At 61.2% G+C, this 24,330-nt stretch carries 23 protein-coding genes and 1 pseudogene; 19 read left to right on the top strand and 5 right to left on the bottom strand.

Annotated elements, in window-relative coordinates; genetic code table 11:
- Positions 1 to 13: 13 nt before the first annotated feature.
- The 9 genes and pseudogenes from ABIB48_RS00925 (at position 14) to ABIB48_RS00885 (ending at position 7,177) form a co-directional block, all read left to right on the top strand.
- Positions 14 to 733, top strand: coding sequence for a succinate dehydrogenase cytochrome b subunit (locus ABIB48_RS00925; RefSeq protein ID WP_179442403.1), 720 nt, complete (start codon positions 14 to 16; stop codon positions 731 to 733).
- Positions 733 to 2,673, top strand: coding sequence for a fumarate reductase/succinate dehydrogenase flavoprotein subunit (locus tag ABIB48_RS00920; RefSeq protein WP_502914080.1), 1,941 nt, complete (start codon positions 733 to 735; stop codon positions 2,671 to 2,673). The genes ABIB48_RS00925 and ABIB48_RS00920 overlap by 1 nt, the downstream gene beginning before the upstream one ends.
- The gene (locus ABIB48_RS00915) at positions 2,670 to 3,419 is read left to right on the top strand and encodes a succinate dehydrogenase/fumarate reductase iron-sulfur subunit (protein WP_110106117.1); all 750 of its coding nucleotides are present in this window, start codon (positions 2,670 to 2,672) and stop codon (positions 3,417 to 3,419) included. The genes ABIB48_RS00920 and ABIB48_RS00915 overlap by 4 nt, the downstream gene beginning before the upstream one ends.
- Before the next feature lie 108 nt (positions 3,420 to 3,527).
- Positions 3,528 to 3,749 (top strand): hypothetical protein, encoded by a 222-nt coding sequence (locus ABIB48_RS00910; RefSeq protein WP_306457006.1) that lies wholly within the window; start codon positions 3,528 to 3,530, stop codon positions 3,747 to 3,749.
- A 226-nt stretch (positions 3,750 to 3,975) separates the two neighbouring features.
- A complete protein-coding gene (locus tag ABIB48_RS00905; RefSeq protein WP_502914094.1) occupies positions 3,976 to 4,674 on the top strand; it encodes an aconitase family protein in 699 nt (232 codons plus the stop codon).
- A gap of 172 nt (positions 4,675 to 4,846) precedes the next feature.
- Positions 4,847 to 5,131, top strand: a pseudogene (locus ABIB48_RS00900) (hypothetical protein).
- Positions 5,047 to 5,319 carry a hypothetical protein gene (locus ABIB48_RS00895; protein WP_354212043.1) on the top strand — a complete coding sequence of 91 codons (273 nt, stop codon included), beginning with the start codon at positions 5,047 to 5,049 and terminating at the stop codon, positions 5,317 to 5,319. The pseudogene ABIB48_RS00900 and the gene ABIB48_RS00895 overlap by 85 nt, the downstream one beginning before the upstream one ends.
- Positions 5,320 to 5,963: 644 nt before the next feature.
- On the top strand, positions 5,964 to 6,173 hold the full coding sequence (locus tag ABIB48_RS00890; protein ID WP_354211418.1) for a DUF2252 family protein: 210 nt from the start codon (positions 5,964 to 5,966) through the stop codon (positions 6,171 to 6,173).
- Complete coding sequence (locus ABIB48_RS00885) at positions 6,131 to 7,177, top strand: DUF2252 domain-containing protein (protein WP_354211416.1); 1,047 nt, start codon at positions 6,131 to 6,133, stop codon at positions 7,175 to 7,177. The genes ABIB48_RS00890 and ABIB48_RS00885 overlap by 43 nt, the downstream gene beginning before the upstream one ends.
- A 130-nt stretch (positions 7,178 to 7,307) precedes the next feature.
- On the opposite strand, the gene ABIB48_RS00880 is transcribed toward ABIB48_RS00885, so the two are convergent.
- On the bottom strand, positions 7,308 to 8,525 hold the full coding sequence (locus ABIB48_RS00880; RefSeq protein WP_110106111.1) for an alpha/beta hydrolase family protein: 1,218 nt from the start codon (positions 8,523 to 8,525) through the stop codon (positions 7,308 to 7,310).
- Positions 8,526 to 8,645: 120 nt separating this feature from the next.
- Between ABIB48_RS00880 and ABIB48_RS00875 the strand changes: the two genes are divergently transcribed.
- The 10 genes from ABIB48_RS00875 to ABIB48_RS00830 all read left to right on the top strand — a co-directional run bounded on the left by ABIB48_RS00875 (position 8,646) and on the right by ABIB48_RS00830 (position 19,650).
- The gene (locus ABIB48_RS00875) at positions 8,646 to 9,137 is read left to right on the top strand and encodes a hypothetical protein (RefSeq protein WP_354211414.1); all 492 of its coding nucleotides are present in this window, start codon (positions 8,646 to 8,648) and stop codon (positions 9,135 to 9,137) included.
- Positions 9,138 to 9,151: 14 nt separating this feature from the next.
- Complete coding sequence (msrB, locus tag ABIB48_RS00870) at positions 9,152 to 9,577, top strand: peptide-methionine (R)-S-oxide reductase MsrB (RefSeq protein WP_110106109.1); 426 nt, start codon at positions 9,152 to 9,154, stop codon at positions 9,575 to 9,577.
- A gap of 214 nt (positions 9,578 to 9,791) precedes the next feature.
- A complete protein-coding gene (locus tag ABIB48_RS00865; RefSeq protein WP_354211411.1) occupies positions 9,792 to 11,192 on the top strand; it encodes a DUF6421 family protein in 1,401 nt (466 codons plus the stop codon).
- Between the two features lie 18 nt (positions 11,193 to 11,210).
- Positions 11,211 to 11,936 carry an SDR family oxidoreductase gene (locus ABIB48_RS00860; protein WP_354211409.1) on the top strand — a complete coding sequence of 242 codons (726 nt, stop codon included), beginning with the start codon at positions 11,211 to 11,213 and terminating at the stop codon, positions 11,934 to 11,936.
- A gap of 15 nt (positions 11,937 to 11,951) precedes the next feature.
- A complete protein-coding gene (locus tag ABIB48_RS00855; RefSeq protein WP_354211407.1) occupies positions 11,952 to 13,031 on the top strand; it encodes a threonine aldolase family protein in 1,080 nt (359 codons plus the stop codon).
- A gap of 107 nt (positions 13,032 to 13,138) precedes the next feature.
- Positions 13,139 to 13,717 (top strand): DUF3000 domain-containing protein, encoded by a 579-nt coding sequence (locus ABIB48_RS00850; protein ID WP_315915096.1) that lies wholly within the window; start codon positions 13,139 to 13,141, stop codon positions 13,715 to 13,717.
- Between the two features lie 238 nt (positions 13,718 to 13,955).
- On the top strand, positions 13,956 to 15,314 hold the full coding sequence (locus ABIB48_RS00845) for an HRDC domain-containing protein (protein WP_502914093.1): 1,359 nt from the start codon (positions 13,956 to 13,958) through the stop codon (positions 15,312 to 15,314).
- 268 nt (positions 15,315 to 15,582) lie between these two features.
- Positions 15,583 to 16,824 carry a thiolase family protein gene (locus tag ABIB48_RS00840; RefSeq protein ID WP_354211402.1) on the top strand — a complete coding sequence of 414 codons (1,242 nt, stop codon included), beginning with the start codon at positions 15,583 to 15,585 and terminating at the stop codon, positions 16,822 to 16,824.
- The gene (locus tag ABIB48_RS00835) at positions 16,821 to 18,965 is read left to right on the top strand and encodes a 3-hydroxyacyl-CoA dehydrogenase NAD-binding domain-containing protein (RefSeq protein ID WP_354211400.1); all 2,145 of its coding nucleotides are present in this window, start codon (positions 16,821 to 16,823) and stop codon (positions 18,963 to 18,965) included. The genes ABIB48_RS00840 and ABIB48_RS00835 overlap by 4 nt, the downstream gene beginning before the upstream one ends.
- A 232-nt stretch (positions 18,966 to 19,197) precedes the next feature.
- Complete coding sequence (locus ABIB48_RS00830; RefSeq protein WP_354211398.1) at positions 19,198 to 19,650, top strand: Rieske (2Fe-2S) protein; 453 nt, start codon at positions 19,198 to 19,200, stop codon at positions 19,648 to 19,650.
- Positions 19,651 to 19,719: 69 nt separating this feature from the next.
- On the opposite strand, the gene ABIB48_RS00825 is transcribed toward ABIB48_RS00830, so the two are convergent.
- From ABIB48_RS00825 to dxs, 4 genes are all read right to left on the bottom strand, one after another.
- Complete coding sequence (locus ABIB48_RS00825; RefSeq protein WP_354211396.1) at positions 19,720 to 20,709, bottom strand: aldo/keto reductase; 990 nt, start codon at positions 20,707 to 20,709, stop codon at positions 19,720 to 19,722.
- 149 nt (positions 20,710 to 20,858) lie between these two features.
- Positions 20,859 to 21,527 (bottom strand): hypothetical protein, encoded by a 669-nt coding sequence (locus ABIB48_RS00820; protein ID WP_354211394.1) that lies wholly within the window; start codon positions 21,525 to 21,527, stop codon positions 20,859 to 20,861.
- Positions 21,524 to 22,105, bottom strand: coding sequence for a DUF402 domain-containing protein (locus ABIB48_RS00815; RefSeq protein ID WP_315915089.1), 582 nt, complete (start codon positions 22,103 to 22,105; stop codon positions 21,524 to 21,526). Before ABIB48_RS00815 ends, ABIB48_RS00820 begins: the two co-directional genes overlap by 4 nt.
- Positions 22,102 to 24,093, bottom strand: a complete 1,992-nt coding sequence (gene dxs / locus ABIB48_RS00810; protein WP_315915087.1) for a 1-deoxy-D-xylulose-5-phosphate synthase — start codon at positions 24,091 to 24,093, stop codon at positions 22,102 to 22,104. Before dxs ends, ABIB48_RS00815 begins: the two co-directional genes overlap by 4 nt.
- Positions 24,094 to 24,330: the final 237 nt, after the last annotated feature.

Genomic DNA, 24,330 nt, shown 5'->3' with positions numbered 1-24,330 from the left:
CTAGGGTGGGCGCATGAGAACGGGCAATGTGGCCGGTGTGCGCTCTACCGCAGCGCGTTCATCTGTGGCGCTACACGCGGCAATGGCGATCAGCGGGCTGATCATGATCCTTTTTTTGTTAGCCCACATGTATGGCAATCTGAAGGTCTTCGAGGGCCAACAGGGCTTTGACAGTTATGCCGGGTATTTGCGGGAGATCGGCCAGCCACTGCTGCCGTATGCGGGCGCGTTGTGGATCCTGCGGGTAATTTTGCTGGTCAGTGTCCTGCTCCACATCTTTTCCGCGTTCACCCTGTGGCACCGCTCGCGCCGGGCCACGGCAGGCAAAGGCGGTTGGCGATACGAGACCACCAAGAACCGGCGCGGCGTCCAACGAAGCTACTCCTCGTTCACCATGCGCTGGGGCGGGGTGATCATAGGCCTCTTCGTGATCTACCACCTGCTGCACCTCTCCGCGGATGTCATTGCACCCGGTGGTGCCTCTGACAGCCCCTACCAAAGAATGGTCAACGGGTTCCAAATCTGGTGGGTTGTGCTCTCTTACGTGATCGCCCTCATTGCCCTCGGCTTCCATCTGCGCCATGGAATCTGGAGCGCTTTCGCTTCCCTGGGCGCCAACAAATCCGTCGCCACACGGCGTTTCCTCAATCAGCTGGCAACCGTTGTCATGCTGATCATTCTGGTGGGCTTTCTCGTTCCACCGCTGGCAATCTTCACAGGATGGGTGAGCTGATGGAGCCGTTATTCACGGTGGGAGAACCGATTCAGGATGCGAAGGCCCCCGCCGGGCCGCTTCAGGACCAGTGGGAGACCCGCCGTTTCGGTGCCAAGCTGATCAACCCTGCCAACCGGCGCAAGCTCTCCGTCATCATTGTCGGCACCGGGCTGGCTGGCTCCTCGGCTGCGGCCACCTTGGGCGAAGCCGGCTACCACGTCAAGAGTTTCTGCTACCAGGACAGCCCCCGGCGCGCCCACAGCATTGCAGCCCAGGGCGGAATCAACGCAGCCAAAAACTACCGCAATGACGGCGACAGCATCCGCCGTCTTTTTTACGACACCGTCAAGGGCGGGGACTACCGGTCCAGGGAGTCAAATGTTTACCGGCTCGCGGAGGTCAGTTCCGCCATCATCGACCAGTGCGTTGCCCAGGGGGTTCCCTTCGCCCGAGACTACGGCGGTCTGCTGGACACGCGCTCCTTTGGCGGGGTACAGGTGTCCAGGACGTTCTACGCACGCGGGCAGACAGGCCAGCAACTGCTGCTGGGCGCTTATCAAGCCCTTGAGCGCCAGGTCAGCGCAGGTACGGTGGAAGTGCACACCCGCCACGAAATGCTCGAACTCATCGTCATCGACGGCTTGGCACGCGGGGTTGTGGTCCGGGACCTCGTGGACGGGACGCTGGAGACCCACCTGGCGGACGCCGTCGTCCTTGCCACAGGAGGCTACGGCAACGTCTACCACCTCTCCACCAACGCCATGGGGTGCAACACCAGTGCCACGTGGCGGGCCCACCGCAAGGGTGCTTTGTTCGCCAATCCTTGCTTCACCCAAATCCACCCGACGTGCATCCCTGTCAGCGGCGAACACCAATCAAAGCTGACACTGATGAGCGAATCGTTGCGCAACGACGGGCGCATCTGGGTGCCTGTGCAGGCCGGGGACACCCGGGCACCCGGGGATATTCCCAAGGACGAACGGGACTACTACCTCGAGCGCCAATATCCAGCCTTCGGCAACCTCGTCCCCAGGGACGTCGCCTCCCGTGCCGCCAAGAACCAGTGCGACGCCGGCCGCGGTGTGGGGCCTGGCGGGCGCGGGGTATATCTTGATTTGGCGGATGCCATCACCCGTCTGGGCAGGGACGCGATCGAGGAGAAATACGGCAACCTCCTGGACATGTACCAAAAGATCACCGACGAGGACCCATACCGGTCCCCGATGCGCATCTACCCGGCCGTGCATTACACCATGGGCGGGCTGTGGGTTGACTACGACCTGGAGAGCACCATCCCCGGGTTGTTCGTTATCGGTGAGGCCAACTACTCCGACCACGGCGCCAACAGGCTGGGTGCCAGCGCACTGATGCAGGGTTTGGCTGACGGGTACTTCATCCTGCCCAACACCATCAACGACTACCTCGCCAAAAACCCTGTTGGCACCGCAGATTCCTCCCACCCAGAGGCAGTGAAAGCGCTGGAAACGGTCCGCGAACGCCTCAACCGCTTCCTGTCCATTGACGGCAACCGGACCGTTGACTCCTTCCACAAGGAGCTCGGAGCCATCGTGTGGGAGTACTGCGGAATGGAACGCAACGCCGAGGGCCTTGAACATGCTGTTGGTCTGATTCGTGCGCTCAAGGCGGAGTTTTGGTTGGACGTCAAGGTCACCGGCATGAACGAGGAACTGAACCAGACGCTGGAACGTGCAGGCCGGGTCGCAGACTTCTTCGAATTGGCCGAGCTCATGTGCATCGATGCGCTCCACCGTGGTGAATCCTGCGGCAGCCATTTCCGCACCGAAAGCCAAACCGGCGACGGCGAGGCGTTGCGCAACGATGATGCCTTCGCCTATGTTGCGGCGTGGGAATTCACCGGCGAAGGCTCCCCTCCGCGGTTGCGCAAGGAGAACCTCGAGTATCACAACGTGGAACTGGCGCAGAGGAGCTACAAATGAACATCACCGTGCGCATCTGGCGCCAACACGACCAAACCGCCGCGGGCCAGATGGTCAGCTACCGGGTGGACGGAGTCTCCCCCGACATGTCTTTTCTGGAAATGCTCGACGTACTCAACGACCAGCTCAGTGCTGCCGGAGACGATCCGGTGGCCTTTGACCACGACTGCCGCGAAGGCATCTGCGGCATGTGCAGCCTGGTCATCAACGGGATCGCCCACGGCCCCGAGGCGCTCACCACCACCTGCCAGCTATACATGCGCCACTTCAACGACGGCGACACCATAGACATTGAACCGTGGCGCTCTGCTTCCTTCCCGATCCTGCGGGACCTCATCGTGGACCGAAGCGCCTTGGACAGGATCATCCAGGCGGGCGGCTATATCAGCGCCCCCACAGGATCAGCCCCGGACGCCGCGGCAACCCTCGTGCCCAAAAAAGACGCTGACCGAGCTTTCGACGCCGCCGTGTGCATCGGCTGCGGAGCCTGCATCGCAGCCTGCCCCAACGGATCAGGAATGCTCTTCACCGGAGCCAAGGCCAACCACCTGGGCGTTCTCCCCCAAGGCCAGCCCGAACGCCACGAACGGGCACTGGCCATGGTCAACCAACACGACGCCGAAGGATTCGGCGGCTGCACACAGATCGGCGAATGCACCGCCGTGTGCCCGGTGGGAATCCCACTGGACATGATCTCCTTCCTCAATGCCGATGTCCTGTCCGCATTGCCCAAAGAAAACACCTGATCCTAGGCCCCGCTGTGGAACAGTTTCGGAGCCCGCACTACGCTGACGGTTGGCAATGCAAGCAATGAAGAAGGTCGGCTGGTCGGTGATCCTCAGAAGATCTACCCGTTGATCCCCTCGGAACTGGTGATTGACCACTCTGTCATCACTGATGTTTTCGGCACTTCGGGCGCATTTGCGGCCAACGCAAAGCTGGAATTCTTCCGCAACAAGGAACGCTACCAACGTGAACTGCTGCGCTGGGCGCAGCAGGCCTTCTCCGACTTCCTGGTCCGCCCCCCGATACAGGCATCTGTCACCAGATCAACCTTGAGTACCTCTCCCGCGTGATCTTCACCCGGGAGGCTGCAAAAGGACCCGGCAGCGTTAATGGCGTGGCGCTGCGCCAGGCATATCCGGATAGCCCGGACAGCACCACACCCACACGCCCGTGGTCAAAGGTCTCGGCGTGTTGGGCTGGGGTGTCGGTTTTTACGGTCCGGGTGTGGTTGCCATTCCACTGGCCAATCGCGCCACCCTTGGAAATATGAGCCCGGAATATGGTTGAACTTGCGCAATTTTCCCGATCGGCGCGATCACCTTGGATTATCTTCGTCTGACCGAATGGCCGGAACAGCAAATTCAGCTGGTGGTGGCCTGCGTCAAGGAACAGGGGCTCTGGCATGACGCCGGGCACGGAGCGAGCCATTCCCAGTCTGTCGAGTTCGAGCTGGCCGGGGTGGAACCATTCATCGACAGTCCCAAGCGCCCGCAGGATCGCATCCCGCTGGCCTGCGACAGGGATCGCCCAGGCGACCGGCCCGTGGACCGTGGCAGCGACGGAGACGGTGGCGGTGACGGAGCGACCTCACAGTACCCGTCGAATCCGGCTCAAGTAACATTGCCGGGCACAACGCCGGTTATTGTCGAGCACGGCCGCGTCGTCACCACCTGCATCGGCAGCTCCGGTCCGCTAATTCCGCAGGCACCACAGGCCGTGACAGCCAACGATCTCACTGTCAGTTCGGTGCTCAGCGGGAACCGCAACTTCGAGGGCAGGATCCACCCCCAGACCCAAATGAATGTTCTTGCCTCACCACCGCTCGTGGTCGCCTATGCGCTGGCCGGCACCATGAACATTGACCTGCTCACGGATTCACTGGGCGAGGGCGCGTCGGGTGAGCCCGTCTACCTGCGCGATATCTGGCCCTCCAGCCAAAAAATCCAGGAAGTGGTTGGCGAAGCAGTTCATGACAAGCTGTTTGCGCCCGGCTAAGCCAACGTCTTCGATGGGGATCACAACTGGCAAAATCTTCAAATTCCCACCGCCGACATGTACGCCTGGGATGATGCTTCGACGGATGTTCGCCGACCGTTATCTGCTGTAGCACGGCGTACAGCGCGTCGACTTCAACTCCTACGGATCTCGCTGCGGCACCCATGAAGTTATGATCCGGGGCACGTTCGTCAACCTCAGACTGCGCAATAAGTTGGTGCCCGGCACCGAGGGGGTGGGATTCACTCGCCATCTGCCAGACGGCGAACAGCTGAGCATCTTCGAGGCGTCACGGAAATATCTCTAAGACAACGTCCCATTGATTGTTATCGCCGGGGCCGAATACGGCTCGGGCTCCTCCAGGGACTGGGCGTGCTCCCGCTACAGTTCAGCCCCGGCGAGAACGCAGAGACGCTTGGGCTCAGCGGTGAAGAGGAGTACTTCATCATGGGGCTAGCCGGCGCCGCCGACATCCCAAAACAAGTCTTGGTGCGGGTTCAACAGGATGGAGAGTCCCGAGACATCAAAGCAATCGTGCGGATCGACACCCCGCCAAGGCCGCATATTTCCAAAACGGCGGGATCCTCCACAACGTCCTGCGCCAGCTTCTGGCGGCCTAAGCCCACCCCGGTCCTGGCGTTCTAAACACGAAATTTGCCTCAGCCTTCTTTGACGAGTTGAAAACCTTTCTGATTATCCCCGTGCGGACTGGACAAACGTGAGGCACGGAGTGGGCTTTACACAGCCGGAAACTCTCTCCTCACGGGCAAGACCTGCAACATCCCAACAATGATCTCGGCTGACGTCTACAGCCATGGGCAAGTAATTTAAGGGTAGGCCTCTCTAACAAGATTCTCCCGATCATTTCAACCCACAGCGATCTGGACGGTCAGCTAGACGCCCTCGATGCTTGGATGGCACCACGATGCGGTATTGCGAATTTTTCAGGGACAAGACTATCTATAGGCGGCCACCAAGCGGAGAGATCTATTGCCTATTCCCAGATAGTGTCAAGGCGGCCCGTGCGTCTCCAAACTGGGCACCGTCCACGGTGCTAACCGCCCCTTGAGGGCGTGAATCGTTTCTCGTCGGCCTCTAGCCCCCACCCCAAGCTGCTGACATACTGATGGTGAAGGCGGGCGGACTCGCTTCCTGTACGCCAGATCAAGCTTTATGAGACCCTCCTTGCCTATTCAGACAGGGGCATCGCCTGCGAGGATGTGGAGGAATGTCATGCCTAAATTAACCGCCGAGGAACGGCGCAGCGGCGGCCGGACGGCAAGGAAAGAATGCCCCAGATCAAGCCACGCACGGTGGGTTCCGCACCTGACCGGCCGGATCCCGTCACTCTTCTTGAGGGACAATCGGTCCTGCGTGTCCCCGAGCTCGTGCCCATTCGTTACGGGCAGATGATGGTCTCGCCGTTTACCTTTTTTCGGGGGGGGCGGCGCTTCTCATGGCCGCGGATCTATCGACCACACCAAACTCAGGCATCATGACACAACTCTGTGGCGACGCCCACCTCTCGAATTTCGGTGTTTTCGGAACCGCAGAGCGCAAGTTAACGTTCGATATCAACGATTTCGATGAAACCCTGCCAGGGCCGTGGGAGTGGGACCTCAAACGTCTGGCGGCAAGCTTTGAGATCGGCACCCGCAATGCCGGATTCACAGCACAACAACGGCGGAAGACAACGCTGGCCGTTGCAGAGGGCTACCGCAAGCAAATGCGTGGGGCTGCCAAGGCGCGCGTGCTGGACGCCTGGTACGACCGGCTGGACGCGGACCGCATACTTTCATGGGTCCGGTCAGAGAAAGAAGCTAAGCGGGCCGGCAAGCGCCAGGTAAAGAAGACCCAAGCAATTGTGGCCAAGGCGCGTACTAAGGACAGTGCAGCTGTATTTTCCAAACTTGTGCGGGAGATCGACGGCGAGCTGCGGATTCAGGCGGATCCCCCGCTCATTGAACCCATCGAGGACCTGATTGGCGATGCTGGAGCACGCAACCGGCTCGAGGATTCGATGCGAATGCTCCTGCACGAGTACGCGGCCACTCTGGCTTTCAAGAACCATCCGGTCAAGGAGTTCTCATTTGTACATATGGCTCGCAAGGTGGTTGGTGTAGGAAGCGTTGGCACCCGGGCCTGGATTCTGCTCCTGACGGGCAGGGACGCAAACGACCCTCTGGTCCTTCAGGCCAAGGAGGCCCAGGAATCGGTACTTGAGCGATACCTTGGGCCCAGCCAGTATCCCAGCCACGGGCAACGGGTGGTTGAGGGTCAGCGTCTGCTTCAGGCATCGGGGGACATCTTCCTCGGGTGGCAGTCCGCGGAGGGAGTGGACGGGATCATCAGGGACTTTTACCTACGGCAACTCCACGATTGGAAGGGTTCCGTGAACGTTGACGACATCCGCCCTCGCGGTGCAAAATTCTACGCGTCAGTGTGCGGGCAGACGCTGGCCCGGGCCCATGCCCGAGCCGGTGACCGGACTCTAGGCGCGTGATCTTGGATGCCGAAGTTGACCGTTGCAGCTGCTGGCTGAGCACGGCCGGTCCTAGCTGATGCCCGCCTAAGCTGTTGCCCGTCTTGGCACCCACGAAAGGTAGATACCTACAAACCGTGAGGCTTGGAACTTAGCTCCGTGGCAGGCCGTAGCAGCCCAGCCGTGGCCGCAGCCAGGCTTCCACCACGTTTTCCCACCGTTCCGGGTCCACATTCCATTCCTTGGTGTGCCGGGCCTTGCTGAACGGCTCGAACGTGACCATCTCTGGATTGCGCCGCGCCAGTTCCGCCGTGGGCTCATAGGGCACAAAATCATCATCAATGCTGTGCAGAATCAGTGACGGTGTCCGCAATTCAACGGCGCGCGAAACCCAGTCCATACTCTTGAGGTTTACGGGCCCAGCCAGGCCCGTAATGCGCCGGCCCAGTGGGTGGGTCAGCATGACCTCGGCGTATTGGCCAATGAAGTTGGGGATCCGGTTCAGCTGTGCCTGGTGCGCTAGCACGTTAACCCAGTTGATGACGGGAGCATCTAGCACCAACGCCAAGACGTGTTTGCGGTTGCGGGCCAGATCGGCCGTCTGCAGGCTGATGGTCCCACCCATGGAATTGCCAAAGAGCACCACGTCCTTGGCCCCACGGGAGATGGCAAAGTCAATGGCGACTTCCACATCGGCCCATTCGGTGACCCCCAGCCCATACCGTCCGTCTGGCGCTGCGGGGGCATCGCCGTCGTTCCTATAGGACATCAGGAGCGCATTCATACCCAGACGGTGCGCTGTGGGAACGGCCCGCAGCCCCTCATTGCGGGTGGCTCCGCGCCCATGGACCATGATGGCCCAGCTCGCTCCGGGATCGGGGGCCGGCAGCAGCCAGGCAGGTGCTGGGCCCACGGGAAGGTTCAAGGTGATGTCCTCACTGAGCAGCCCCATCTCTTCGGGGTGTGCGTGGAGGTTGCCGGACCACCAGCCGGCCGTGGCGGTGCGCAAATCCCCACCGTGCACGGCAAGTACTTCACGCGTGACGCTGCCTTCGCGCGGAACATAGGAGATGATTTTGCCAATCACGGCGTGGGCGCGGCTGTTGTTGAAGAACAGCCCGTAGCTGCCATCAATGGTGGTGTCGGGTGTGGCCTCGAGCACGATCTGCAACGCCGGGCCGTCGGCAATGACGGCGAGAATTGCAACATCGTCCACTCGCTGCTTTTCCGGGGTCACTACGCGGCGGGCAAAGTAGGCGGCAAGGCCAGAGGTTGCCGTCACCACAACGGCTGCCCCGGTCCCCGCCGCTGCGGCACCGAGGGCGCCCCACTTGAGCCATGGACGCGAGGGCTGAGAAGAGGATGCCATGCCACCATTGTGCCCACTGCCCCGGCGCGCGTCGAGCGGCGCACCGGAGCTTTCGTAACTTTCTTCGCACTTCTCTGTGCTTGTTCATTGTTTTCTTCTCAGGACGCATATGCTGGTGCCATGAGCGAGGCAATCATCATTTTGACAGAAGAAGCACTGACGTCCATTGACGCGGGAAACATCACGGAGCTCTACGGGCCTGAGGATGATGTGGAGTTGGTCCTGGTAGTGCCGGCAGATACTCGGCGCAATCTACTGGTGGACGTGGTTGATCAACTGACCATGCTGGATCTGCCCGGCGCCCTGCGGGAATTCCGCGAAAAGCCTGACGTTAACACTGTCAGGGCAGAGGCTGCGGACATCTTGGCGGCCTCCTTGTCCTCGCTTGCCGAAGCCGGGGCCAAGGCCACTGGCACTGTTGCCGAGGGCGACGCCGTTGCCTCCCTGGTTGCCAAAGTCACCGAATCCGGCGCTCGGCAGGCCGTGGTGGTCACCCGCCCGCACGCCGTGGCAGACACCTTCCGGCAGGACTGGGCGCATCAGGCACAACGCAAGCTGGGGCTCCCCGTTTTGCATTTGTACTCTGATTCGGGATTTATTGGTGACTCTTAAACGTTGGCAACAGTATGAACAGCTTTGAGAACTCCCCCACCGTTACCAAGAGCGATTCTCAGTGGCGCGAAGAACTTTCGCCTGCCGAGTATAAGGTCCTGCGCAAGGCTGGCACAGAGCGCCCCTTTACCGGCGAGTACTGGGACTCCATGCAGGAGGGCGTGTACGAATGCCGCGCCTGCGGTGCCGAGCTTTTCACTTCCAAGGAGAAGTTCTCCTCACACTGCGGCTGGCCTTCCTTCTTTGCACCGCTGGCAGAAGGCACCGTGCGGTACCTGCATGATAAAACACTCGGTATGGAACGCATCGAAGTGCGCTGCACCGCGTGCGATTCTCACTTAGGCCACCTCTTCAAGGGTGAAGGGTACGACACCCCCACGGACGAACGCTTCTGCATCAATTCCATCTGCCTGACCCTTCGCCCTGCTGACCCAGCCTAAAGGCCCTGCGGGGAGCTGGGCTCTGCGGGGAGCTCACGGGAAGTCCCCCGCCAAAAGGCTCAAGAGAACTGTCGCCTGAATTGTTCACAACACTCTGAGCCAGAGAGTTTCTTATGCTCAGGCTCTTTTGACATTAGATCTTCTATTCCATTGCTACGCTCGGAATCAACCGGTCTGGAACACCTCCGGCCACCGACGAGCCTAGGAGACGGCCATGAGTCTGACGCTGGAAACCATCAATAACGCCAATTTCTTTGACGCCAGTTCCTTCGATTACTCTGAGCTGGCCCATCACCCTGCGTGGCTGGCCCTGAAACAGGCTGCCACGGCACTGGCGGAACTCCAGGTCAAGGACGGCTCCGTGCCGGAGGAAGCCAACCACCCCGTTGCGGCGGAGCTAATTGAGGCCATCACAGCTGCCATTACTGCCCTGGCACCTTATTTCCCCCACGACGGCGAGTACCTGCACCTGCTGGTGGATGATTTCACCAAGTGGCTCGCACAAGGGCTGGGCGTGCCTGACTTCCTTGATTCTCTGTTGGCCTTCTACCCTCAAGACCACCGCGTCAACGGCTTGGGGCATCTGGTGGTGTTCCCCATGTACACCCAAAACGGTTCAACGTCCCGCCTGGTGGAGGCCGTACTCGTAGAAACGCTGTGGCCTGAATTCATTAGCGAACTGGAAGCCGGGGACTATTCCAACAAGCTTTTTGTTCCCCTGCGGTTCATTGACTTCACCCCCGGCTACAACAGCAACTCCGCCGTCCTCTTTCCCGAAAGCGTCGCCGTCCGCGAAACTCCCGCGTTCACGTGGGGCGCCATCTTCCAGGACCGCGAAGCCGCCCGCTTCCGCCGGGTGGTCCGGGAGGCAGCACAAGTGACCCGCCTGGAATTGCCGGCAGATGCTCTGGAACTTTTAGAGAATCAGGAACTGACGCAGGAAACCTTCATCATGTGGGACCTCATCCATGACAGGACACACATGCGCGGGGACCTGCCCTTTGATCCGTTCATGATCAAGCAGCGCATGCCGTACTTCCTGTATTCGTTGGAAGAGTTACGCTGCGACCTCACTGCGTACCGCGAATCCGTGGCCGTGGAAGCGGATGAGAACGCCTCTGCTGAGGCTCGCAAACACGCAAAACTTGTTCAGTATGCCGTCATTTTTGACAGGATTTTCCGCTTCGCCATCACAGGCTCCCGGGTGCGCAACTACGACGGCCTGGGCGGGCAGCTGCTCTTCGCCTGGCTGCACCAGCACCACGTGCTGCACTGGACCGACACCAAGCTGAGCATTGACTGGGCAGAAGTGCCCGCCGTGGTGATTGCCTTGGGCCATGAGATTGAGGAGCTGTATTGGCGTTCCATTGACAGGCCCAAGGTGGCGCACTGGCTCGCCGCCTACCAGCTGGTCTCCGCCACGTTGACACCCCACCCGGCCTCACTCTGGGCCAAGGGTCCGGACGCCCTGCCGTTGACGGCGCCACTACGTGAAATGACCGACGCCGTCATGGATGATGAGTTCCCCCACTCCATGTTCTACGAGGCCCTGAACAAGAAAATGCGGGACGTCATTGAATCCACCGCTGGCATAACCGGCACGAGCGCAGCTTAGGTGGGTACTGTTGAAAGCATGAACAGTCCCCTCGTTTTGATCGCCGGTGGCAGCAGTGCCGCCGGAATTGCTGTAGCCGGCGCCCTCCTCGGCGCTGGCATGCGTGTGCTCACTGTAGGGTCCGACGCCGAACGCATCAGTGCCGCCGCCAAACTCACCGAGGGCGCAGTCCCTCTCGTGTGCAACTTGGCTGACCCAGAGGACGTGGCCGAGCTGGCGGCCGATCTTCGAACCGGCTATGGCCGCATTGACGGCCTGATCCACCTGGTTGGCGGGTGGCGCGGCGGCACGGGAATCACTGGCCAAAGCGATAGCGACTGGGACTTCCTGCACACAACGGTCCTGACCACGTTACGGAATACCAGCAAGGCCTTTTATGACGACCTCGCTGCCTCACCCGTGGGCCGGCTGGCAATAGTCTCCTCCACCACCGTCACCAACCCCTCCGCCGGTGACGCCAACTACGCGGCGGTGAAGGCAGCAGCTGAAACGTGGGTGCGTTCCGTGGCCGCCGGATTCGCTGCCCCTCCGGCGGAAGGTGCGGTTCCGGCGGAAGGTGCCGCGGCCGCCGTCGTGCTGGTGGTGAAGGCCCTGGTGGATGCCACTATGCGCGCGCGCTCCCCTGAACGAACGTTCCCCGGTTTCACAGATGTGGACCAGCTGGGTCAAACTGTTGCGGGACTTTTCACCACGCCGGCCGCGGACATCAATGGTGCCCGGTTGGTCTTGGCACCACATTCATAAGAGAAAAGGCACATAGTGAGCATTGGCAAGGAATCCACCCCGCTGCACCAGAGAGACCTGAAGGGCTTCGCCTCGGATAATTATTCGGGATTTCACCCCGAGGTGCTGGCGGCACTGACTGGCGCCAATGGCGGCCACCAGGTGGCTTACGGCGGGGACGTGTACACGGCCGAACTTCAGAGGCAGATGACCGCACTATTTGGCCGTGAGGTTGAGGTGTTCCCGGTGTTCAATGGCACCGGGGCCAACGTGGTGGGACTCTCGTCACTGCTGCCGCGGTGGGGTGCTGTGGTGTGTGCTTCCACCGCCCACATCAACATGGATGAAAACGGTGCCCCGGAGCGGGTGGGCGGCATGAAGCTGCTCTCTGTTCCCACACCGGACGGGAAGCTGACGCCGGAGCTGATCGATAAGGAAGCCTGGGGCTTTGGCGATGAGCACCGCGCCCAGCCGTTGGCCGTCTCCATCACCCAGACCACTGAACTGGGCACCTGCTACACCCCGGCCGAGGTGCGCGCCATTTGTGATCATGCACATTCGCTGGGCATGAAGGTGCACATGGACGGTGCCCGGCTTGCCAATGCAGCCGCCTTCCTAGGCGTGCCGCTGCGTGAATTCACCTCGGACGCTGGCGTTGATGTGCTCTCCTTTGGCGGGACCAAAAACGGCATGCTGTACGGCGAAGTGGTAGTGGCGTTGAACCCGTCGGCGTGCGATGGGCTGATCTACCTGCGCAAAATGGATATGCAGCTCTCCTCCAAGATGCGCTTCATCTCGGCACAATTCCTGGCCATGCTGGCGGACGATTTATGGCTCCGCTCGGCCACACATGCCAATGCAATGGCCGCGCGCCTGCGCACCGCCGTCGAATCCCTGCCCGGCGTCACATGCACCCAGGCAACCCAATCAAACGGCGTCTTTGCCGTTCTGCCAGCCGGTGTGGCAGAGCTCCTGCGGGAAAGCTTCCGCTTCTACGACTGGGATGAGAGCGCCCGGGAGGTGCGCTGGATGTGTTCCTTTGATACGTCTGAGCAGGACGTTGACGCCTTCACCGCAGCACTCGCAGCTGCCCTGCAGCTTGTGCCACAGGCCTAAAGCGGCGCTGTTCCATAGTGCGCGCCAGGTAGCGGCGGGCCCGGTTAATGAGACCGGTTCCGGCGCGCCTGCGGAACTTTGTGACGAGCGCATCATAATGTTCGTGTGTGAGCCCCTCTCCAGCACTGCCGCCAGAGTTTCTGAGCGCATTGACCTCGTTGCGTGCTGCCCGGTATCGCAGCGAACTAAAACTCGCCGAGGTTCCTGCCCCGGCCAGGCTGGCCCCGTTCGGAGTAGCTTTGGGCGCAGAAATTCTCTGCAATAACGAAGAACTCGCTAAGGGACGGTTCATTCTCCTCCATGACCCGAACGGCTCTGATCTGTGGGGCGGCACATTCAGGGTTGTGACCTATATCCGTGCGCAGCTGGAATCCGAGATGGGCAACGACTCCTTGCTCGGTAACGTGGCGTGGGCTTGGTTGGTGGAGGCATTGGAGGAACAAGGTGTCACCTACACCCATGTGGGCGGGACAGCCACCCGCATCCTGTCCGAAAGCTACGGCACCTTGGCCACGCGCCCCGACGCGATAGACCTTGAACTGCGAGCCTCCTGGACGCCGGTTGGAACCTCCATGAAAGAGCATCTTGAGGCGTGGGCCAACATCCTATGCACCTTCGCGGGTGTACCACCGGTGCCAGACGGCGTCACGCTGCTGGCACCGCGGCAGAACCGGCCTGATCGCTAAGGCAAACTCATCTGCTCCCATACGCATATACACAGCCACCAGCTCCACCTGGGCGCTGCGGGTTGTTCGCAAGGGTGATCTGGTGGGTTCGGACGGAAGCAATAACCCTTTAATCCGGGCCGATCGGACGCTCCGGGTCTCCATTCGGTAGACTAAGGCCATCATGACCAATGCAGATTCAAACGCACACAGCCGCGCCAGGGCCAAAATGTCCACAACACATCACAGCCGCGGCGCCATCGCACCAACGCACCAGAACGCTTCCACCGGCGGCGCAGCCACCGGGATAAGTACCGATCTGGCACCAGAACTTCTCACCTCTGTGCTAATTGACGGCGTGCAGGTTGAACTGGGCGAACTCCCTGAGCTGGTGAATCTGGACATGCCCCGGGACGGCATTCCCGCCGTTGTGGAAACAGAACCTGCCCTACGCCGGTGCGCAGCAGCCTTGGCAGGCGGTACCGGACCCGCCGCCGTGGACACCGAGCGCGCCTCCGGATTCCGCTACGGCCAACGAGCCATGCTCGTGCAGATCCGCCGCGAAGGCGCCGGTACTTGGCTCATTGATCCGGAAGCTTTCCCTGATCTGAAGGTCATCGACGAGGCACTGCGCGGCGTGGAATGGATTCTGCACGCAGCCAGTCAAGACCTGCCCTGCCTGGCGGGAGTGGGCATGTGGCCAGATAAGTTATTTGACACGGAACTGGCAGCCCGGATCGCCGGACTACCCCGCGTGGGGCTCGGTGCCGTGGTTGAATCACTCCTGGGTTTCCACCTGGCCAAGGAGCACTCCGCCGCAGACTGGTCCACCCGTCCCCTTCCCGAGCCGTGGCTACGCTACGCCGCACTGGATGTGGAAGTCCTGGTAGATCTGGAAGAGGAACTCCAAACACTACTGGAAGAAGGTGGCAAACTAGACTTTGCCGCCCAGGAATTCCAGCACCTCCTCGACGCCGGAGTGCCCGAACCACGGGTGGATCCCTGGCGGCGTACTTCGGGATCACACACCGTACGCAGCCGGGTGCAACTCGCTGCGGTCCGCGAATTGTGGCAAACCCGTGAGAAACTGGCTGAGCACCGCGACATCGCACCGGGCCGCCTCATCCCGGATTCGGCCATCATCGCCGCAGCGAAGGGTATGCCTGCCACCGTTCCCGCGCTGCTGGCCCTCGCCGGGTTCCATGGCCGCTCCGCCAAGCGCGACGCACCCAAGTGGCTCCACGCGATTCAGAGTGCCAAAAACAGCACCGACCTGCCCCCGCTTCAGGTCTCCAACAACACCCCGCCACCGCCGCGCGTGTGGGCAGAACGCGACCCCGAAGCGGCAGCGCGCTTTGCTACGGCCCGCAACCGCATGGCTGAGATCTCCGAGGCCATGAACATACCGGCCGAGAACATTCTCACCCCGGACCACCTCCGCCGCGTGTGCTGGCGTCCCCCCGCACAGATCACTGTTGCGTCCGTGTCTGAGGCGCTGGCAGACCTTGGCGCCCGGCCCTGGCAGATTGCGACAACGGCGAGCATGCTCAGCAATGCCTTCTTGCATCCTGAGCCGCTGGAGCTAAAAAAGCCCAAGCACGACGACGAGCAGCCCTAGCCCAGCCCCCTCCCCGCCCAACCCCGACGCTATCCCACCAATGGTTGGATTTTCGCGAACGCTATCGCACTGAACTGCGATAGCGTTCGGCGTTTAAGCCCCATTGCTGGGATAGCGTTGCTGATCTATATCGGGACGAGAGTGTGCATTGACGAAGTTCACACGATTTGGAGCATAAGTTACTGGCGAGTAACATGATGTGCACCACAACCGCTGTCCTGACGTTTAGGCTGGGCAGTATCCGTTGTTTGCGACCAAGGAGATAGACGTGAGCCATAATCGGCAAATTAGGGACGTGGTCTTTGTTGACGGCGTCCGCACACCGTTTGGACGCGCCGGGGAAAAGGGCATTTATGCCAACACCCGCGCCGATGACCTGGTGGTCAAATGCATTCGCGAACTCATGCGTCGCAATCCGCAACTGCCCCCTGAGCGCATTGACGACGTTGCCATCGCAGCCACGACTCAGACCGGGGACCAGGGCCTGACGATCGGCCGCACCGCGGCACTGTTGGCCGGCCTGCCGCAGTCCGTGCCGGGATTCGCCATTGACCGGATGTGCGCTGGCGCCATGACCGCGGTGACAACGACGGCGTCGGGCATTGGCTTTGGCGCCTACGACGTGGTCATTGCCGGCGGCGTGGAGCACATGGGGCACCATCCGATGGGTGCCGGGGCCGATCCGAACCCGCGCTTCATGTCCGAACGCATTGTGGATCCGGCCGCACTGAACATGGGCAACACGGCGGAAAACTTGCATGACCGCTTCCCGGCCATCACCAAGGAACGCACCGACGCTTACGCCGTGGCCAGCCAGAAGAAATTTGCCGCAGCGCTGGCCGAAGGTGCCATTGCGCCCGACCTAGTGCCCGTGGCCACCATGAAGCCCGGCGCAGGCTGGACCGTGAACACCGCCGATGAGCCGCCGCGCCCCGGCACCACCGTGGAAGATCTTGCCAGCTTGCGTACCCCGTTCCGCGCGCACGGCCGGGTCAGTGCCGGAAATGCAGCTGGCCTGAACGACGGCGCTACGGCGGCGCTTTTGGCTTCTGCCGATGCTGCCGCCGAGCTGGGCCTGCCCGTCAAGATGCGCCTAGTCACCTACGCCTTTGCCGGTGTGGCCCCTGAAGTCATGGGCATTGGCCCGGTTCCTGCCACAGAAAAGGCGCTGCGCCTGGCCGGGCTGAGCATCGAGGACATCGGGCTCTTTGAAATCAACGAGGCCTTCGCCGTTCAGGTGCTTTCCTTCTTGGATCACTTTGGCATTGCCGATGATGACCCGCGCGTGAACCGCTACGGCGGCGCCATCGCGGTGGGACACCCCCTGGCCTCCTCCGGCGTCCGGCTCATGAACCAACTAGCCCGCCAATTCGAGGAGGACCACAGCGTCCGCTACGGCATCACCACCATGTGCATCGGCTTGGGCATGGGTGCCACCGTCATCTGGGAAAACCCGCACTTCAATACCGGTACGGACACCGCAACAACCACGGAAGGGAGCGCAGCATGAGCGCCCAGGACTTCAACAAACTCGCCGTCTTGTTCCCTGACGAGGTTGTGACTCACTCCTTTGTCCAAGACATTGCCTTGCCCGGTGTGGACGGAGCACCGAGCGCCGGCACTTTTGCGCTGATCACGCTCGATAACGGACTGGACCACCGCCGCCCCACAACACTGGGCCCCAACACCCTGGTGGAGCTGGGCACCGTCCTAGAAGCCCAGCGCGAGCGGGCAGCCCACGGCGAAATTGTGGGCGTGGGCGTCACCGGCAAACCGTTCTTCCTGGCCGCCGGCGCTGATCTTTCCGCTGTCAAGAGCCTCAAGGATCCCGAGGCGGCACTGTGGATGGCCCAGCTGGGCCACGACGTCTACTCCACCCTCAACGCGTTGGGCGTGCCCAGCTTCGTGTTCATCAACGGCGTGGCACTGGGTGGCGGGCTCGAAATTGCCCTCAACGCTAACTACCGCACCGTCTCCACCGGGGCCGGAGCGCTGGCCCTGCCTGAGGCATTCCTGGGCCTGGTGCCCGGCTGGGGTGGCATGTACTTGCTCCCCCGCCTGATCGGACCGTCTAACGCCGTAACAGTCATGCTGGAAAACCCGCTCTCCAACAACCGCACCCTCAGCGGTCCGGCTGCTTATAAGTTGGGCATTGCTGACGCGCTCTTTGAGCCCGCGGACTTCCTGGAACAATCACTGATCTGGGCTGCCCGCGTGCTCGCCGGCGCCGAAAGCGTCAGCCGCCCCAATGCGGTGAGCGAACCGCTGAGTGAGGAGAACAGCGCTGCGTGGGATGCCGCCGTCGTGCGTGCCAAGGCATTTGTGGAAGCCAAGACCTCCAACGCCGCGCCGGCCCCGGCGAAGGTCATTGAACTCTTGGAGAAGGGTAAGCACTTCACCAAGACGGAGTCCTTCGCGGCCGAGGATGCGGCGCTGGCCGAGCTCATGGGCACCCCGCAGTTCCGCGACACTGTGTACGCGTTCCTGGACCTGGTCCAAAAGCGTGCCAAGAAGCCGGCTGGAGCCCCGGATCCCAAGCTGGCACGCCCCGTAACGAAGGTGGGCGTGGTAGGCGCCGGGCTCATGGCTGGCCAATTTGCGTTGCTGTTCGCCCGCCAACTCAAGGTGCCCGTGGTCATGACAGACATTGACCAGGAGCGCGTGGACAAGGGCGTGGCGTACGTGCACGGCGAGGTGGATAAGTTGCTCGCCAAGGGCCGTATCAGCCAGGACGCTGCAAACCGGACCAAGGCGCTCGTGACCGGATCCGCCAGCAAGGAAGCCTTCTTTGACGCCGACTTTGTCATTGAGGCAGTCTTCGAAGAGCTGTCAGTGAAGAAGGCCGTATTCGCGCAGGTGGAGGCGGTTGTCTCCCCCGAGTGCATCCTGGCCACCAACACCTCCTCCCTCTCCGTCACCGCCATGGCTGCGGACCTGTTGCACCCAGAGCGTCTGGTGGGCTTCCATTTCTTCAACCCCGTGGCGCTCATGCCGCTGCTGGAGATTGTGCGCGCACCCAAAACTGACGACGCCGTCCTCGCCACTGCGTTCGCCACCGCCAAGGCGCTGCGAAAGAGTGCGGTGCTGGTCAAGGACGCCGCTGCGTTTGTGGTCAACCGCGTACTGCTGCGCCTCATGGCTGAGGTGTCCAAAGCCTTCGACGAAGGTACCGACGCGCACACGGCTGATACCGCGCTGCGGCCCATGGGACTGCCCATGACCCCGTTCACGCTGCTAGCCATGGTGGGCATTCCGGTGGCGCAGCACGTCACGGAGTCATTGCATGCCGCCTTCGGGGACCGCTTCCACGTCTCCGCCAACCAGCAGGCCCTGATCGATGCGGGTATCAAGGCGCTCTGGGTTAAGAATGAGGATGGTTCTCTCGCCATCCCGGCCCAGACCCTGGCCCTGTTGAGCTTCGGCAATTCCCCTTCTTCGGGGGACGAGTTGCTGCGCAAAACCCAGGACGCTTTGGCCGAAGAGATCGGGCTCATGCTCGCCGAAGGCGTGGTGGCCGGGCCGGAGGATATAGATTTGTGCATGATCCTCGGCGCTGGCTGGCCCATGCACCTGGGCGGGATCACCCCGTACCTAGACCGGGTGGGCGCCTCCCAGCGGGTCAACGGGAAGCCGTTCCACCCGGTGGTGTAACTCACCGGTTGCTTGCCTCACTCACCAGCACAGCTTCTACCCAGTACGGCTCCGGTCCCTCACCTTGCCAAGGTGAGGGACCGGAGCCGTCCCTAGAAAGAAGGAACCATTGTCAAACCACTTGACGTGTTTTCTCCCGAACGGAGAGGTATTCGCCGTTCCCTCGGGGAACCCCTACCTGATAACTGCGGCCGTTTGGCATTCTCACAGCGCGGCCTGAAAGAATGACTCTATGACTGTTGAGCCTTCCCTGACCCGCCGCTCCACTTTGCGAGCTACCACTGCCGTCACCGGCGCCGCCTGCGCACTGGCCCTTGCTGGCTGCGCACCCTCTGTCAGCAACACCAAGGGCAAGGGCCAGGCCCCGGAAGAGATTCCCACGGGCGGCACACCCTACGAGGTGGGAAAAATTGCCGAATTGCCTGTTGGCGGCTCCGCGGCGGCAACGGCCGGTGAGGTGGAGGTAATGCTGTTCCGCCCCGACGAGGCCACCGTCCTTGCCTACTCCGATATCTGCACTCATGCAGGCTGCAAAGTGGCTTCCAGTGGCGAGGACTTCAAATGCCCCTGCCATGGAAGCATCTTTAAGGGAAGTGACGGCACGGTTGTCTCCGGCCCGGCGAAGGCCCCGCTGCCCCGGTACGCTGCCAGCATTGACGGTGAATGGATCACTGTTTCTGTCTAGAGGCCACGGACGCCCGGCTGAGGCGTCGCGCCCACTCGCTACGCCTAGAGCTGTACACCCCCATTCGCCCTAGAAGAGTGCCACCTTGGGCGTTTTCGGGAAAATTAGATCGAGTTCGGCGAGATCCTGCACGGTTGGTTTCCACGATGCGGCACGCGCGTTCTCCTGTACCTGCTCGGGCTTCGTGGCCCCTGCAATCACACTGGCAACCGATGCCTGTGCTGCCAGCCAGGAGAATGCGACCTGTACTTCCGTCAGGTCCCGGGCAGCCGCAAAGTCGCTGAACGCCTGGAATTGGGACGTCTCCGCCTCTGCCACCATGTGCTGGCGTGTGTGCGAGAGCCGGCTGCCCTGCGGCACCGCGCCGCCCTTGTATTTTCCAGTCAGCAGCCCATTCGCAAGCGGGAAGTAGGGCATGACACCGAGCCCGTAAGCCTCGGCGGCCGGGGTCACTTCCTGCTCTGCCCGGCGGTCAAGGAGATTGTAGTGATTCTGACTAGCCACAAAACGCTGTGTGCCAGCCACACGGGCAGTGTATTCGGCATCGGCGATCTGCCAACCCGCCAGGTTGGAGTGGCCAATGTAGCGAACTTTTCCGGCATGGATCAGGTCATCCATCGCTGAGAGTGTTTCAGCCATCGGGGTGAGTCCATCGGGGGTATGGTAATAAAACAGATCGATATAGTCGGTGTTCAAGCGCCGCAGCGAGGCTTCCACCGCCTGCGCGATGTACTTCCGCGAACCGCGCGCACCCCCTCCGAAACCGTTGGCGCCCTGGGCATCCATACCAAATTTAGTGGCCACAACCACCTCTCCCCGGTGCCGGCCGAGTGCTCTGCCGAGCATTTTTTCGCTGAGCCCGGCCGTCATCCCGTAGACGTCCGCTACGTCAAAATGGGTTATGCCTGCCTCCAGTGCTGCATGCACGACGGCGTCACTACCCTCCTGCGTCTGCGTCACCGTTCCCCCACGGCCCAAATTGTTGCAGCCCAGGCCCACGGTGGAAACTGTCAGCCCGGAGCGTCCTACTTGGCGGTATTCACTGTGATTTTCACTCATGCTTCAACAATAGTCAAAGCAACACCCAACACCCCAGCCAACGCTCGGTTGATCTTCCGCACCAAAAAAGGACGCTCCCTCAAGAAGGTGAGGGAGCGTCCAGAATAAACGCCCCTAAACTAACCGAGCGTTGGCTGGCGGGGTGGGGGTTATAGCGAGAAGGCTGTTCCTCCTGTGGCGCTGTGCTTGGCACGCAGCGCCGAGAGGTCATCAATGGGGCTGGTGGCCACTGTCAGCTTCGTGAAGTCAAGCTTTTCTTCCCGGATGCACACCTTGATGTTAGCTACGGCGCGTGCAGCGTCGGGAGCCACAATGTAAATGTTCAGCTTGCCCAAGCCGTGCCCTGCCGCCGTGAACTCCAGCTTCTCCAAGACACCACTGCCGCGCCACGCCAAATGTGGCGTCAGAGCGTCCTTGGCCCGGTGAGCCAGGTGCTTATCACGATCACTGACCTTGTCACTCTTGAGTGCGAACTGCGCCACCACCAGCACCTGCTCTTCACGGGAAAGGACAGCATAGCCGTCTTCGGTGCACTGCTCGGAAAAAGCCGCGAGCATGGCTTCGGCCTCTTCCAGGGAGTTCACAGCGGCCTCCTTGGACGTGCTGACATGACCCACGGTGCCATGGTTGACAACGAAGAATGCGCCGTGCTCGCTACCCTCCGCGGCGTCAGTCTCCTCGGCTCCCCCAGCGTCAACCCACGCCTCACGGAAAATCAGCGTTCCGGCGTCGTCGCGTTTGTACATACGCACAATGTTGGGGTCAAGGCCCGCCAAAATGGTCTCATTGTGCTGCTCGGTGTTCATAGTCTCGCTCATGCTGGTTGCAGCGTCCTTCCAAGGGTGAACCAGGCCGCGTCGCGGCCATCGAATGGGGCGTGGCAGGCCGCCACGGCGTCCGTAAGTGCGCCCGTGGCGGTCTCCATACGTGTGCAGAGTTCCTGCGGATAGGAAAACTTCACAGTGTGTTGGGCAAATTCGTCGCGGTCATCAACAAACAATCCGCGGCCCTTGGTGCGCACCACGTCAAGGTCCATGTCAATCATGTGGAACTCAATAACGGAGGGGCGAATGCGGTGCCACTGCAGATCCAGTGCCAAATCAATGTACAGTTCCACGCCGTTTGGGTGCCCGTCATCGAAGAAGGTGGCCACCCAATCCCCGGTATGCGGGATCAAAAAAATGGCATCCGATTCGGTGTACAGGGCAGCACCGGGCCGGGAAATGAATTCATGCGTGCCTTGGAAAATCCAGTGCCCATGCTCATCCGTGCCAAGGTGGCGTCCCGGGACAACCCAGTGGGCTGTGCCGTCATATTTGCGGTTACGGGCAACCACTAAGTCCCCAGGCACGGGTACATCCGGGCCCTGGAGCGTAGTGTGAAAGGCTTCCGTCACAGGATCGGCATCTGTCCCGTGCGGGGAGCAACTTCACCGGGCAGCGGCCGCGCAAAGGGCACCTTCGTGCCAAGGACCTGTTCGACGACGTCCTGGGCCACCCGCTGTGCCGTCAGTCCCACACGTTCTAGGACTTGCTCGCGCGAACCGTGTGCCAAAAATTCCACCGGCAGACCCACCTCATTCAGGGCGGTGTCTATCCCTGCGGCACGTAATTCTTGGCGGATGCGGGAACCGACACCACCAGCACGGACCCCGTCTTCAACCACAATGACTATTCTGTGCTGTGAGGCCAGCTGCACAATGGAGCGCGGCACGGGCAGAACCCAGCGTGGATCAACCACAGTGGAGCTAATTCCTTGGGCACCAATCCGTGCGGCGACATCAAGGGAGAGTTCGCTCATAGAGCCAACACTGACTATCAGGACATCTGCCTGGGGTTCTTTGGCGGCACCTGGCATCTCGTGTTGTGAGCGGGACAGGACATCAACGCCGTCGTACAAACGCTCAATGGCCGCAACTTCCGGGCCCACCTTACCCTTGGAATAACGCACCACGCTGGGTGCATCCGAAATGGCTACCGCCTCACGAAGTTCTTCCCGGAGACGTTGCGCATCCCGGGGGGCGGCAAGGTGGAGACCTGGCACTATCTGCAGCATGGACAAATCCCACATGCCATGGTGACTGGGACCGTCAGGGCCTGTGACACCGGCCCGGTCCAGCACAATTGTGACACCGGCCTTGTGCAGGGCAACGTCCATCAGGAGCTGGTCAAAGGCCCGGTTCAAGAACGTGGCGTAAATGGCTACCACCGGGTGCAGTCCACCAAAGGCCATGCCGGCGGCCATGGTCAGTGCATGTTGTTCTGCGATACCAACATCGATGACACGTTCGGGAAACTTTGCAGCTAACGCGGCGAAGCCAACGGGGAGCAGCATGGCGCCTGTTATGGCCACAATGTCTTCGCGTTCCTCGGCGATCTTGGTGATTTCCTCGCCAAACACACCCGTCCAGGACTTTCCACTGGATTGCTCTACAGAGGCCCCTGTTTCCGGATTGATGACGCCCACGGCGTGGAATTGATCGTTGACATCGGCACGGGCCGGTGCGTAGCCGCGGCCCTTCTCCGTGAAGGCGTGCACAATGACGGGCCCTGCATAGTTCTTGGCCAGCTGCAGCGCAGCTTCCATGGCTTTTTCATCGTGGCCATCCACCGGACCCACATACTTCATGCCGAGATCATCGAAGAGGCCCTGAGGGGCCCACCAATCCTTGACGCCTTTTTTGGCAGCGTGCAGGCTCTTGTAAACGAAACGGCCGGCAGCGTTGCCGTCCTGCAAACGCTTCTTACCCCAGTCCATGGACGCTTCATACTTCTTGTGGGTACGCACCTGGTCAATGGCGGGGCGAAGTGAGGCCAGGTAATCGGCGACCCCGCCAACGGTGGGCGCATAGGAGCGGCCGTTGTCATTGACCACTATGACAACCTTGCGGTCCTTATCTGCGGCAATGTTGTTAATGGCTTCCCAGGTCATGCCGCCTGTGAGTGCCCCGTCACCAATGACGGCCACTACGTAGCGATCGTTTTCACCCTTGAGCTGGTGGGCCCGGGCAATTCCATCGGCCCAGGACAAGGATGAGGAGGCGTGGGAGCTTTCTACGATGTCATGCTCAGATTCGCCCCGGTCCGGATACCCGGACAGCCCGCCCTGCTGGCGCAAGGTGGAGAAATTCTGCCGACCCGTCAGTAGTTTATGCACATACGACTGGTGGCCCGTGTCAAAAATAATGCTGTCACGGGGTGAATCGAAGATCCTGTGGATGGCAAGGGTCAGCTCAACAACACCCAAGTTGGGGCCAAGATGGCCGCCTGTTTGGGACACGTTTGCAATGAGGAAGCCCCGGATCTCCTGGGCCAGCTCCTCCATTTGATGCTCACTGAGCCGGCTCAGGTCACGCGGATGCGTGATGGTTTCTAAAAGTCCCATGGGTACCTCCTCGGTGCACAGATAACATCTAACAATATCGCGTCTGACTGGTTTACGTGTGCGTGGCCCGGACGAACTACGGGATGAATGTTCCCGACACTATATTCTGCACCGAAATGATCTGATTGAAAGCCAAAAACACGAAGGGGCGGGCCTCCGGTTTCCCGGCTGCCCGCCCCTTGAACGCTAGCTCACTGTAAGTACCAATTAATCCTTAGTACCAACTGCTCACTCTTA

Source organism: Arthrobacter sp. UYCu511 (genome assembly GCF_040547105.1).
Taxonomy (GTDB): domain Bacteria; phylum Actinomycetota; class Actinomycetes; order Actinomycetales; family Micrococcaceae; genus Specibacter; species Specibacter psychrochitiniphilus.
Note: the sequence above shows the minus strand (reverse complement) of the source record. Positions and strands in the feature narration are given on the sequence as shown.